General features: G+C 68.8%; 9 protein-coding genes and 1 pseudogene. 5 read left to right on the top strand and 5 right to left on the bottom strand.

Features of this window, described 5'->3' with window-relative positions:
* Nucleotides 1–51: 51 nt before the first annotated feature.
* The 5 genes from ACFZDJ_RS11560 to ACFZDJ_RS11540 all read left to right on the top strand — a co-directional run bounded on the left by ACFZDJ_RS11560 (nt 52) and on the right by ACFZDJ_RS11540 (nt 5,838).
* Complete coding sequence (locus ACFZDJ_RS11560; RefSeq protein ID WP_391058002.1) at nt 52–1,683, top strand: CocE/NonD family hydrolase; 1,632 nt, start codon at nt 52–54, stop codon at nt 1,681–1,683.
* A 465-nt stretch (nt 1,684–2,148) separates the two neighbouring features.
* Nucleotides 2,149–2,523, top strand: a complete 375-nt coding sequence (locus ACFZDJ_RS11555; RefSeq protein WP_391059117.1) for an alpha/beta hydrolase fold domain-containing protein — start codon at nt 2,149–2,151, stop codon at nt 2,521–2,523.
* A gap of 104 nt (nt 2,524–2,627) precedes the next feature.
* Nucleotides 2,628–3,878, top strand: a complete 1,251-nt coding sequence (locus ACFZDJ_RS11550) for a cytochrome P450 (RefSeq protein ID WP_391057999.1) — start codon at nt 2,628–2,630, stop codon at nt 3,876–3,878.
* 449 nt (nt 3,879–4,327) lie between these two features.
* Nucleotides 4,328–5,548: a cytochrome P450 gene (locus tag ACFZDJ_RS11545; protein WP_391057996.1), complete on the top strand. Its 1,221-nt coding sequence runs from the start codon at nt 4,328–4,330 to the stop codon at nt 5,546–5,548.
* A gap of 92 nt (nt 5,549–5,640) precedes the next feature.
* Entirely contained in the window at nt 5,641–5,838 is a 198-nt protein-coding gene (locus ACFZDJ_RS11540) for a 4Fe-4S domain-containing protein (RefSeq protein WP_390930983.1), read from the top strand.
* A 585-nt stretch (nt 5,839–6,423) separates the two neighbouring features.
* Here ACFZDJ_RS11540 and ACFZDJ_RS11535 read toward each other — a convergent pair.
* From ACFZDJ_RS11535 to ACFZDJ_RS11515, 5 genes and pseudogenes are all read right to left on the bottom strand, one after another.
* Nucleotides 6,424–7,395, bottom strand: a complete 972-nt coding sequence (locus ACFZDJ_RS11535; protein WP_391057993.1) for a transporter substrate-binding domain-containing protein — start codon at nt 7,393–7,395, stop codon at nt 6,424–6,426.
* A 104-nt stretch (nt 7,396–7,499) separates the two neighbouring features.
* Nucleotides 7,500–8,294, bottom strand: coding sequence for an ATP-binding cassette domain-containing protein (locus ACFZDJ_RS11530; RefSeq protein WP_391059114.1), 795 nt, complete (start codon nt 8,292–8,294; stop codon nt 7,500–7,502).
* Nucleotides 8,294–9,253: an ABC transporter permease subunit gene (locus tag ACFZDJ_RS11525; protein ID WP_391057990.1), complete on the bottom strand. Its 960-nt coding sequence runs from the start codon at nt 9,251–9,253 to the stop codon at nt 8,294–8,296. The genes ACFZDJ_RS11530 and ACFZDJ_RS11525 overlap by 1 nt, the downstream gene beginning before the upstream one ends.
* 206 nt (nt 9,254–9,459) lie before the next feature.
* A pseudogene (locus ACFZDJ_RS11520) lies at nt 9,460–9,735 on the bottom strand (electron transfer flavoprotein subunit alpha/FixB family protein); the annotation flags it as partial.
* Between the two features lie 952 nt (nt 9,736–10,687).
* Nucleotides 10,688–12,229: an aldehyde dehydrogenase family protein gene (locus ACFZDJ_RS11515; RefSeq protein ID WP_390930976.1), complete on the bottom strand. Its 1,542-nt coding sequence runs from the start codon at nt 12,227–12,229 to the stop codon at nt 10,688–10,690.
* Nucleotides 12,230–12,330 lie beyond the last annotated feature (101 nt).

Below are 12,330 nucleotides of genomic sequence, written 5' to 3'. Positions count from 1 at the left end.
TGATTGAATTGTGTTGCTTCAGGCCCCGACCGCCGACGGAGACCGCATCCGATGAACCTCAACAGTCACCTCTTCCAGCGCATGTTCCACCTGCCCCCACCCGTGACCAGGGATCTGGTCGTCGAGCACGATCTGCGCGTGCCGATGCGCGACGGGGCCGTCCTGCTGGCCGACCGCTGGACCCCGAAAACCGGAGGGGACGGCCTGCCCACGGCGCTCATCCGCGTCCCCTACGGCAGGGCGGGCACGGCCGTGGGCCCGATGGTCCGGCCGCTGGCCGAACGAGGCTTCCAGGTACTCATCCAGAGCACCCGCGGCACCTTCGGCTCCGACGGCCCCTTCGACCCCCTGCGGTGCGAGCGGGACGACGGCCTCGACACCCTCGACTGGGTGATCAAGCAGCCCTGGTTCGGCGACTCGATGATCCTCTCCGGGGGCAGCTACCTCGGCTTCGTCCAGTGGGCGGTCGCCGACGCCGTGCCACCCCAGGTCAAAGCCATGATCCCACTGGTGTCCGAATCGGCCCTCACCCTGGAATTCCTCCGCTCGGACGGCTTCTCCCTGGAAACCCCGTTCAACTGGGGCGTCATGGTCGCCGGCCAGGAAGGACGGTTCGCGATGCCGCGCCAACTGCTGGGGGCGAAGAAGACCCTGCGTGCCCTGAGCACACTGCCATTGAGCCAGGCCGACACCGCCGCCCTGGGGCACCGCTACGAATACATCCAGGACATCCTCACCCATCCCACCGACGACCCGTTCTGGTCGGCGGCCGACCACCGCCACCGCGTCGCCGACATCACCGTGCCGGCCAGCGTGATCGGCGGCTGGTACGACATCTTCCTGCCCGGCCAACTCCGTGACTACCGCGTCCTGCAGGACACCGGGCGCTCCACCCCCGTCCGCCTCACCGTCGGCCCCTGGCCCCACACCTCCCTCGAGGTGGGCGGACTGTCGGCCCGCGAGGCGGTCGACTTCGGGCTCGCCCTGTGCCGGGGCGAACAGCCCGCCGAACGCGCCCCGGTACGCCTGTTCGTCATGGGCGAGGGCAAGTGGCGCGACTTCCCCTCCTGGCCGCCGCCCGGATACGCGCCTCAGCGCTTCCACCTCCGGCCGGGCGCCGCTCTGGCCACCGAACCGCCGCCCGCCGACGCGGCCCCCGACGGCTACCGCTACGACCCGGCCGACCCCACCCCCGCCCTCGGCGGCGCCCGCATGTCCTTCGCCGCCAAGGCGGGCTCCGTCGACCAGACGAAGCTGGAGGCCCGGCCCGACGTCCTGACCTACACGACGTCCGTCCTGGACCAGGACGTCGAGGTGATCGGCGAGGTCAGCGCGGAGATCTTCTTCCGCTCCAGCCTGCCGTACGCCGATGTCTTCGTCCGTCTGTGCGACGTCGACGAGAAGGGCCGTTCCGTCAACGTCTGCGACGGCCTGATCAGCCTCACCGATGCCGACGAACTCACCCGCGCGACCGTACGGTTGTGGCCGACGGCGTACCGCTTCAAGCGCGGTCACCGCATCCGCGTCCAGATATCCAGCGGAGCCTTCCCCCGTTACAACCGCAACCCCGGCACCGGCGAACCCCGCGCCACCGCGACTACCCTCCGCGCCGCAGACCAGCAGGTATTCCACGACCCGGAACGCCCCTCCGCGATCATCCTCCCGGTCCGGCAGGCGGCATGACGTCCCGCACTTGCACAGATGCCACCCTTCCTCTAGGGTTAAATAAACTGGTTGATTTAATAGGTCGCAGTACAACGCCCGAAACGTGCGACACCTGACGGAGAAATCGTTGCCGTACGCATTACACGCCCAACCGCTACCGGCGTTCACCGACAGTCGCCCCGCAGGCGACACGCCGCAGCATCCGGTCCGAGGCGACTGGAGGACGCTGCGCGAGGGCGAGTCCGGCCCGGCCGCCCTCGATTCGATGAAGCCCGAGCAGCACGACGCATCCAGAGCCGGCCGGGCCGTCGTCCACGTGCACGGCGGCATGGTCGCGGGGCGGGTGGCACTGTTCGACCGCGTGGCCGCCGACTGCATTGCCGGTAGCGGCGTTCCACTGCCCTCCGCAGACCACCGCCACTCCCCGGAGCACCCCCACCTCACGCCGGTCGAGGATGCGTGCGCGGGCTGCAGCCCGGCCTCATGGGCGGCGCTGCCGGCCCAGGACCGCGCCCTGCCCGTGGCCAGGCAGATCCACGTCTCCCCAATGCTGGACAACCGCACCGGTCGGCATGCCCTGCTCGGGGACGCCGTCGATGGCCCGACGCACCCGGTCACGCAGCCCCGGCACAGGCGAGCGACCCCTCCGGGCTGCCGCCCGTCTACTTCGAGGTCGGCGAACTGGGCATCTCCCGCAACGAGGACCTCGCCTGCGCCCGCCGCGTGGCTGCCACCGGTACCCCCGTCGAACTGCACACGCGCCCGGGCTACCCGCACGTGTTCGACGACACGGCTCCGCAGATCGATGTCACCCATCGCGCCCGGGCCGACCCGCTGCGCACTCTGACCAGCTGCTGACGTACGGCCACCGCCTGGACGGCCACGGCCTCTCAGCTGCTCTGCGGCGCCCGCGCACGGGTGCTGACCACCACCGCTCCCCTCCCCCCACCATGAGGAGTGACATGTCCAACCCCCTCTCCGGCACCTCGGCCGAGGCGATTCCCGACTTCCCGATGTCGAGGGATGCCGGGTGTCCGTTCGCCCCGCCGCCTCAGCTGCGGCAGCTGCACGCCGAGCAGCTGCGTGCCGATCAGCCGCTCACGAAGGTCCGGCTGTGGGACGGCAGCACGCCCTGGCTCGTCACCCGCTTCGAGGACCAGCGGGCCCTGCTCGCCGACCAGCGCTGCAGCGTCGACCTCAGGCGGCCCGGCTTCCCCTACATGAACGCGGCCTTCCGGGAGTCGGGCCAACGTGGCACCCAACCGTCCTTCCTCAACATGGACGACCCCGAGCACGCCCGAATCCGCCGCATGCTCAGCGGCGCGTTCACCATCAAGCGCGTCGAGGCCCTGCGGCCCGCCGTCCAGCGCATGACCGACGAGTTCATCGACGCCATATTGGACGGCCCCAAGCCCGCCGACCTCGTACGGGCCCTGGCACTGCCTCTGCCCTCACTGGTCATCTGCGAACTGCTCGGGGTTCCATACGAGGACCACGAGTTCTTCCAGCACCAGAGCGAGGTGGGACTCCGCCACGATGTCTCACCCGAAGTGTCGGGAGCGGCCAGGCGCGCGCTGCTGGAGTACGTCTCCGGCCAGATCAACCAGAAACTGACCCACCCCGCCGACGACCTGCTGTCCGAGCTGGCCGCCCGCGTCCGCGACGGCGACCTCACCCACCAGGAGGCCTCTGCGATGGGCCTGCTGCTGCTCGGCGCCGGGCACGAGACCTCCGCCAACATGATCGCGTTGAGCACCGTCGCCCTGCTGGAGCACCCCGACCAGCTCGCGATCATCCGTGACACCGACGACCCGAAGATCCTGGCGAGCGCGGCGGACGAACTGTTGCGCTACTTGACCATCATCCACATCGGCAACCGCCGGATCGCCCTGGAGGACATCGAGATCGGCGGCCGGACGATCCGCGCCGGAGAGGGCATGGTCCTTCCCAGCATCACCGCCAACTGGCAGGACGACGTCTTCCCCGATCCCGACCGGCTCGACATCCACCGCGACGCCCGCCGCCACCAGGCCTTCGGCTTCGGCATCCACCAGTGCCTCGGCCAGCCGCTGGCCCGCCTGGAACTCCAGGTCGTCTACGGCACCCTCTTCCGGCGCATCCCCACCCTGCGCCTGGCCGTCGAGCGGGACAAGCTCCCGTTCAAGGAGGACGGTCTCGTCTACGGCGTCTACGAACTGCCGGTGACCTGGTAGCCGCCGACCCATCAGCGCCGTACGGGCTTCACCGCGCTCGACACCGTCGACGCCCTTCGGCTCTTCTCCGTCGCCGGCACAGCGCCGTGCCGGCGACGGCCACCTGGCCCATCTCGACGTTTCCCCTGGCAGGATCGGCGTTCTGCCCCCGACGGCCGGCCGGGTGGCGTGTCAGCCGACGGACCCCATCCGGCCACACCTCCAGCGCCCCTTGAAGAAAGATCCCTGTGCCGCTACTTTAAATAAGTCCCTTGATTTAAATACGAGGCTGCCCCCCATGATGCTCAGCCGTCACCTGGTCCAGCGCATGCAGCACCTTCCCCGCCTTCCCCAGAGTCGGGCGGGCCGACCGAACCATGACGCGAAGGCCACAACAGCAGCGAGCCCCACCCGCCCCGCCGGACGGCTACCGCTGCGCGAAACGCACCCTCCCCCCATGGAGATGCCAGATGAGTCAGCACGCCCCCCTCGTTCGTCTGCCACTGCCCACCAATGGGCCCCTGGAGCCCCCGGCCGACTGGAAACGGCTGCGCGAGCAGTGCCCGGTGGCCACCGCCGGACTCCCCAGCGGAGACACGGGCACCCTCCTGACCCGCTACGACCACGTCAAGGCCCTCCTGTCGGACCCCCGCTTCTCCCGCCCGACCGCAGAGGACGCCGGCGCCCGGATCGCCCCGGAAGGGGCTGGCGGCGTGTCGACCAACAGCGACATGTCGCTGCCCGTCCCGCTCAAGGGCGACGGCCATCTGAGGTGGCGCCGCCTTGTGACCAAGTACTTCACCGCCAAGCGCATGACGGCGCTGCGCCCCCGCATGGTGGACATGACCGAAGCCCTCGTCGACGACATGGTCAGGAGCGGTTGGCCCGCCGACCTCAAGGCCGCACTCGGCTTCCCGCTGCCGGTCTACGTGATCTGCGACCTCCTCGGCGCACCCGCCGAGGACCGGGACCGCTTCTCCTACTGGTCCGACGCCTTCCTGAACGTCGACCGTTACACCAAGGAGGAGACCAAGGCGGCCTACACCGAGTTCGTGACCTACATGTCCGACCTCGTCGTAGCCAAGCGTGCCCAGCCCGGTGATGACGTGATCAGCATGCTGATCGAGGAGAGCCGGGCGGAGGGCCAGGGACTCAGCGACCCCGAACTCGTCGGCACCGGCATGGGTCTCCTGGTCGCGGGCCACGAGACCACCGCGAACATGATCGGCAAGATGATCGCCATGCTCCTGGCCGACCGCACCCGGTGGGAAGGGCTGCTGGCCAACCCCTCCCTGGTGCGCACCGCGGTCGACGAGGTGCTGCGTTCCGACGCCAACCTGGGCGGCTTCGGCGCCCGGCGCTACCTGACCGAGGACTTCGAGGTCGGCGGGACGGTGCTGCCGGGCGGCACCACCGTCTTCTGCGCCCTGTCCGCCGCCAACCGCGACGAGCACGTCTTCCCCGACCCTGACGAGATGGACCTCACCCGCAGCCCCAACCCCCATCTCACCTTCGGCGCCGGAGCCCACTCCTGCCTGGGCCAGTCTCTGGCCCGCACCGAACTCCAGGTCGCCCTGGAGGTCCTGCTGCACAAACTGCCGAATCTCGAACTGGCCGTACCCGTCACGGAGTTGCAGCAGATCGAGGGGCTGACCGTCGGCGGGCTCCGAGAGGTGCCCGTGCGATGGTGACCCGCCCCGACGAGACCTCCGTACCAACCGAACCGACCGAGAAAACAACCAAGGGCACGGCTGAGAGGCCGGCCACGCAGAAGGGAGCGACCATGAAGGTCATCGTGGATGAGGACAAGTGCTGCGGCGCCGGGAGTTGCGTACTGGCCGCACCGGAGGTCTTCGACCAGCGGGACGAGGACGGCATCGTCGTCCTGCTCGACCCTGAACCCGTCGAGGACCAGCATGCGGCCGTCCGGGACGCGGCTGCCGTCTGTCCCGCCGCCGCCATCACGCTCAGCGACGCATAGGGCGCCGGCCGCTCCCGCGGGACCCGTGGCAGGGCACGTTCAGGCAGCTTCTGCGTGTGTGTGCCCTGCCTCTCCACGTCGTCACTCCGCCGGGATACCGAAACCGAAGACGCCGGGCTGGTTCGAGGCGCAGTCATCCCGCCGGAGTCGTTCAGGTGGAACTCGGCCGCATCGCCCGGCGCCGACCGGCGGCACGGGACCATCGCGCCCCCTGCGCCGTCCGGTCCGTTCCGTCCAAGCACCATGATGGCGTTCGCCGCGTCGATGTCCCGTCCGGACAAGGGCGTATGACGACACCCCTCACGGGGCGTGGCACGTCTGGCGACGGTCATCGGAATCCGCCGTTCCTCGTACCTGCCGGTCGGGGCGTCGCGCCGTGCGGGGGTGGCACAGGGCTGGATCAGCGTCGAAGACACAGGCTGTGGGCCAACCGCTTGGATGTGGTTCCTCACCCGCGGCAAGGCACTTGCGCAGCGGCGACTTCTTGACCCTGTGGGCGTCGAGCGCACAGTCGGGCTGGACGAACTGCCGCTTGCCGCAGGTCGATTGCTGCTCTCCTGCCGTTCCGGAGGATCGGCGACGGGGTCAGGATGCCTGCGACGGGTCGGTGAGGAGCTTGACCTGGTCGGGCGAGTCATAGGCGACGTGCTCCACGCCCCACTTCTTGAGGATCTTCACGTAGGTCCCGTTGTCGACGATTTCCTTCATCGCCGCCTGCACGGCCGGGCCGAGCTTGCTGCCCTTCGGGAGCACGATGGCCTGCTCGACCGGCTCGTAGACGAACTTCTGCAGGACCAACGGAACGTTCTGGCTGGCGATCGCGTAGGCCATCGTGTCCTCGTTGGTTCCGGTGATCTCCACACGCCCGTTGGTGACGGCGAGGACCCGGGCCCCGTCGGTGGGGTAGGTCTTCAGCGTGATGTCCTTCAGGCCGGCTGCGGCGCAGTCTTTGTTCGCGTCCCTGAGTTGGTCGATGTAGTAGGTGCCCGCGACCACGCTCACGCTGTGACCGCACAGGTCGGTGGCCTTGTTGATCTTGATGTTGGTTCCCTCCTTCACGGCGAAGCCGGTGCCGATCGGGAACTGGGTCACGAAGTCGATCTGCTTGAGGCGGTCCTTGGTCACACCGAAGTCGGCCGTCGACGTCTGGTAGCGACCGCTGACGATGCCCGGGATGAGGGAGTCGAAGTTCCCGACCGACTGGTTCGTGAACTTCACGCCCATGACCTCACTGATCGCCTGGGCGAAGTCGGGCTGGATCCCGACGAGCTTGCCGTTCTGGAGGAACTCCTCAGGAGGGAAGTCGTTGTAGATCGCATTGGTGATCGACTTCCCCTTGTACTCGTCGGGGACCAGTGCCACCACGGAGTCGACGGGCTTCAAACCCCATGTGTCGGTCGCGGCGGAAGATCCGGAGCCGGACGCGGCGGTCTCGGCCCTTTCGCCGTTTGCGATGGGCTCGGGGTCGGCACACCCCGCCAGCACCAAGCTGGTCACCGCAGTGAAAGCGAGCGCGGCGATCGGGAGTCTGAACGCGGGCCGCCTGAATGTAGGCATGGACATGACGGGAACCTCCTGTGTAGGTCCGCGACGGTTGGCGAACGAGTGATAGGCGCGGGACTGGGCACGTGGAAAAAGCGCGCGAAACGGAGGGCCGCGGATCACAGGACCTTGGAGAGAAAGTCCTTGGTCCGCTGCACCTGCGGGTTGAGCAGCACATCTCGCGGATGGCCTCGTTCGACGACGACGCCACCGTCCATGAAGAGCAGCGAGTCGGCGACCTCACGGGCGAAACCCATCTCGTGGGTCACCACCACCATCGTCAGTCCGTCGCCCGCCAGGCCCTGCATGACGTCGAGGACCTCCCCGACCAGTTCGGGGTCGAGCGCGGAGGTCGGCTCGTCGAAGAGCATCAGCCGCGGCTTCATCGCAAGGGCACGAGCAATGGCGACTCGCTGTTGCTGACCTCCCGAGAGCTGCCGAGGGTAGGCGTCGGCCTTGTCCGCGAGCCCCACCCTGGCCAGCAACTCCAGTGCAGCTGCTTTGACCTCGGTCACCGGCTGCTTGAGCACCCCCACCGGCGACTCGATGACGTTCTGCAGCACGGTCATGTGCGGGAACAGGTTGAACGACTGGAAAACCATGCCGATCCGGGCCCGCTGGGCCGCCAGCCGCTTCTCCGGCAGCGTCACATAGCGGTGGCCCCGCTGGCGGTAGCCGATGAGCTCCCCATCGAGTTCGACCCTCCCCGCGTCTATCTCCTCAAGGTGGTTCAGGCTGCGCAGCAGCGTGCTCTTTCCGGAGCCCGAGGGACCGATGATGCACATGACCTCACCGCGCTCGACGGTCAGATCGACGCCCCTGAGGACCTCGTTCGCACCGAATCGCTTCCGGATGCCGATGGCCCGGAGCACGATCTCGCGCTCGGCCGGCCGATCGGTCGCACTTGTCGTCATCATGCCCTCCTGGTCTCGGGGGCCCGCATCCTCGCCTGGAGGCTGCCGAATGTTCGCTGAAGCCGCTGCCAGGGCGTCAGCGGCAGCTCACGGCGTCCCCCGCGGGCGTAATGGCGCTCGATGTAGTACTGCACGACGCTGAGCACGCTGGTCACGATCAGGTACCAGACGCTCGCGACGATCAGCAGCGGGATCGTCTGGAAGGTCTGCTGGTAGATGAGCTGGGCCGAGTAGAGGAGTTCGGGCATCGAGGTGACGCTGACCAGCGCCGTCGACTTCAGCATGCTGATCAGCTGGTTGCCCGTGGGCGGGATGATCACGCGCATCGCCTGGGGCAGGATGATCCGCCGCAGCGCCCGCCTGTTGCGCATACCGAGGGCTACAGCCGCCTCCTGCTGACCGTGGTCGACGGATTGGATGCCGCCGCGGACGATCTCCGACATGTAGGCCCCCTCGTTGAGGGCAAGGCCCAGCAGCGCGGCGACGAACGGAGTCACCACGACGTTCGCGTCACCGGACCACAGCACCGGGCCGACCAGGGGAATCCCCAGCTCGATCCTCGGGAACAGTGCGGCGAGGTTGTACCAGAAGATGATCTGGACGAGAAGCGGCGTCCCCCGGAAGAACCAGGTATAGGCCCAGGCCATCGACGAGAGGATGGGGATCGGCGACAGCCGCATCACCGCGGTGAGGATGCCGATCAGAATGCCCAACGCCATCGACAACGCGGTGAGCTCAAGGGTGCGCAGGAGGCCCTTCATGATGCTTTGGCTGAAGAAGTACTGGCCCACGACGTCCCACTGGAGATTGGGGTTCGTGAACAGCATCTTGATGATGCCCCCGGCGCACAGCGCGACGAACACGACCAGAACCCACCAGCCGGGATGTGCACGGTGCGCGACGCGCGCCTCGGCCTGGCGTTCCGACGCGCGTGAGGTATCGCTGACCGTGGCACTCATGGGGCGGTCCCCCGTTGCGAAAAAACGTGCATCGTTCTCTCCCATCACTAGAGCTGTTCCGGCGCTGACGAATCATCAGGAGTACGTCGAGTCCAGGGCAGACCCCTACGCGCTTCGGCACGCGTACGAGAACGGCCGGCACGGTGCCGGCTCGGCGCGCTACCGCGCTCTTCTCAGCCCCTGCGGGTGGTGATCTCCTCGGTGAGCTACGGGACGACGTCGAAGAGGTCGTCGACCATGCCGTGGTCGACGAGGTCGAAGATCGGGGGCTCGGCGTCCTTGTTGATCGCCACGATCGTCTTCGAGGTCCGCGTACCGGCGCGGTGCTGGATCGCACCGGAGATGCCGGAGGCGATGTACAGCTGCGGCGAGACCGACCTGCCGGTCCGGCCGACCTGGTTGGCGTGCGGATACCAGCCGGCCCCCACCGCGGCGCGCGAGGCACCCACGGCCGCGCCGAGGGAGCCGGCGAGGGCCTCGACGCAGTGGGTCGGTGGAGGCTGCGGCCATCGGAACACCCCTCTCAGCGTTGGGCGTGGGTAGGCGCAGGACCAGGGCGCCGGGGAGGTCACTGCCGGATTCCGCGTTCTGGAAAACCGCGGCGAGTTGGAGACCATCGTGGAGCAGTGCGTCCGGTCGCGACATCTACGGACGATGGAGATCTGCGCCCTGGTTTCCACAATTGTCGAAGGCTGCTCGAAACGAGCTCGGTGGTATTCATCCGGAAACAAAGGGGTTACCGACGTCGCGGCCTGGGGCCGCCGTGCAGAAGCGCAGTCGGGTCAGCGCATCCCCGCTCAAGGTCCGAGGATCATGCCGCCGTCGTGGGCGCTTCCGGTCGCACAACCCCGTCCACTGCCTGCGCTACCTCGCCTCGCCGGTGCCGGTGCCGGTGCCGGGGACGCGGTGGGCGTGGGCAGTCGGGCTCGTCACGTCCATGGCGAACGGCAGGTGGTGGAAGTCCGCGAACCTCTCCCGCAGTGCTCGTGGCGGGGCTCGGCTCGACGGGCAGCCGCATGTCGGCCCTGGCCGACAGGTCCTACATCCAGGCACCGGCCGCGTTGACGACGTACTCGGCGGCCCGTACTCCGGCAGCGACCCCTCCTGGAGGCCGAGCCGGCCGTCCCGAGGCGAGAGGACCGCAGCAGCCAGATCGGTGGGGTGCGGCTCGGGGTGGGGGTCGGTCGCGTTCGTATGGCTCGATCCTGTGCGCGTCCGCCCTGTGCTGCCGCTGGGTGCCGAAGTGCGCGGCAAGGTGGTCGACGTCCTCCGGCCCGGCGCCGAGCGGGTAGTGCTCCCGCCAGCCTCCGCGTCACCGCCTGTCTGCCGGCCTACGTGAGCACCGCCCGCGTCGCGGCCGCGTCAGAAAAGGGGCGGGCCCCGGCAGTCCCGGAGGAAGGGACTGCCGGGGCCCGCGCCGGTGCGGCGGCCGGATCAGGCCGCCGGCCAGGGGGCACGCTCCGGCCGCTCAGGGCGCTTGACGGTCAGGGGGCTGGTGAACCGGATCAGGTTCCACACCGTGCCCACCTTGTCGTTGGTCCCCGAGGCGCGGGAGCCTCCGAACGGCTGCTGTCCGACGACGGCACCGGTCGGCCTGTCGTTGATGTGGAAGTTGCCGGCGGTGTATTTCAGGACATCGGCGGCCTGGGCGATCGCTTCCTCGTCGTCGGCGAAGACCGCGCCCGTGAGCCCATAGGCAGTGGACTCGTCGACGAGCCGCAGGGTCTTCTCCCAGTCGGCGTCCTCGTACACGTACGCGGCCGTGACGGGTGCGAAAAGCTCCTCGGTCATGAACGGCGAGTGCGGGTCACCGACCTCGATGAGGGTGGGGTCGACGAACCAGCCCACCGAGTCGTCGGTGGTGCCGCCCACGACCACCAGGTTCTGGGCCCGTGCCCTCGCCAGGGCCTCGGCATGCTTGGCATGCTGGCGGGCGTTGATGACGGCGCCGATGTGGGTCCGCGGCAGGGTCGGGTCACCGACCACGAGGCGCCGGGTCAGCTCGACGAGCCGCTCCTTGAGGGCGGGCCACAGGCTGCGCGGGATGTACAGCCGCGACGGTGCGGAGCACTTCTGCCCCTGGTAGTCGAATGCCCCGTGGACGCAGGCCACCGCAAGGGGGTCGACGTCGGCCGAGGGGTGGGCGATGATGAAGTCCTTGCCGCCGGTCTCACCGACCACACGCGGGTAGTTCCGGTAGCCGTCGACGCTCTCGCCCACGGTCCGCAGGATCTGCCGGAAGGTGGCGGTGGAACCCGTGAAGTGGACCCCGGCGAGGTCCCGGTGGGTGAGGGCGGCCGGACCGAGCTCGGCGCCGCTCCCGTGGACGATGTTCACGACCCCGTCGGGCAGGCCGGCCTCGCGCAGCAGTTGCAGGGACAGGTGCGCGGTCAGCGCGGCGCTCTCGGCCGGCTTCCACACGACCGTGTTGCCAAGGAGAGCGGGCGCGAACGCGAGGTTGTTCGTGGAGACGAAGTTGAACGGCGAGACTGCGAGGACGAAGCCCTCCAGGGGCCGGTAGTCCACGTGGTTGCGGACGCCCTTCGGCGAGAAGGGCTGTACGTCGTACATCGCCCGCATGTTCTCGACGTTGGCACGGATCAACTCGGCCGTCTCGGCGACCGCGTCGCCCTCGGCCTGTTCCCGGGTCTTGGACAGTTCGAGCATCGCCGCGGCGGTGAGCCGCTCGCGCCACGGCCCGCCGCTCTCCAGCATGTCGGCCGCCCGCAGGAACGGTGCCGCGCGCTCCTCCCGGCCGAGCCGGCCCCACCAGCGCGAGGTGTCGGTCGCCGCCGCGACGGCCTCGGCCACGTGCTCGACCGAGGCATAGTGCACCTGCCCGAGTCCGACGGCATGCTCGTGGGGGGTGACGACGGGCAGGGTGCGTCCGGTGCGGACCTCACGGCCTCCGATGAGGTTGGGCACGTCGTAGTCGGCGGCGCGGACCTCGGCGAGAGCCGCGGCGGGTTCGGTCATGGCAGGGCTCCGATGGCGGTGTCGATCCGGTGTGGCTCGACCCTAGGAGCGTCGTACGCCTCTGGGCTTCGGCGGCGGTGTGGAATCTTCGACCGGCCTTC

The sequence above is a fragment of the Streptomyces sp. NPDC007896 genome, assembly GCF_042959425.1.
GTDB lineage: Bacteria > Actinomycetota > Actinomycetes > Streptomycetales > Streptomycetaceae > Streptomyces.
This window is presented reverse-complemented; position numbering and strand designations above follow the sequence as displayed.

What these genes read in the sequence shown, in the direction of transcription:
- ACFZDJ_RS11560 (WP_391058002.1), top strand. Translation starts at nt 52, where the DNA reads ATGAACCTCAACAGTCACCTCTTCCAGCGCATGTTCCACCTGCCCCCA.
- ACFZDJ_RS11555 (WP_391059117.1), top strand. Translation starts at nt 2,149, where the DNA reads ATGGGCGGCGCTGCCGGCCCAGGACCGCGCCCTGCCCGTGGCCAGGCA.
- ACFZDJ_RS11550 (WP_391057999.1), top strand. Translation starts at nt 2,628, where the DNA reads ATGTCCAACCCCCTCTCCGGCACCTCGGCCGAGGCGATTCCCGACTTC.
- ACFZDJ_RS11545 (WP_391057996.1), top strand. Translation starts at nt 4,328, where the DNA reads ATGAGTCAGCACGCCCCCCTCGTTCGTCTGCCACTGCCCACCAATGGG.
- ACFZDJ_RS11540 (WP_390930983.1), top strand. Translation starts at nt 5,641, where the DNA reads ATGAAGGTCATCGTGGATGAGGACAAGTGCTGCGGCGCCGGGAGTTGC.
- ACFZDJ_RS11535 (WP_391057993.1), bottom strand. Translation starts at nt 7,395, where the DNA reads ATGCCTACATTCAGGCGGCCCGCGTTCAGACTCCCGATCGCCGCGCTC.
- ACFZDJ_RS11530 (WP_391059114.1), bottom strand. Translation starts at nt 8,294, where the DNA reads ATGACGACAAGTGCGACCGATCGGCCGGCCGAGCGCGAGATCGTGCTC.
- ACFZDJ_RS11525 (WP_391057990.1), bottom strand. Translation starts at nt 9,253, where the DNA reads ATGAGTGCCACGGTCAGCGATACCTCACGCGCGTCGGAACGCCAGGCC.
- ACFZDJ_RS11515 (WP_390930976.1), bottom strand. Translation starts at nt 12,229, where the DNA reads ATGACCGAACCCGCCGCGGCTCTCGCCGAGGTCCGCGCCGCCGACTAC.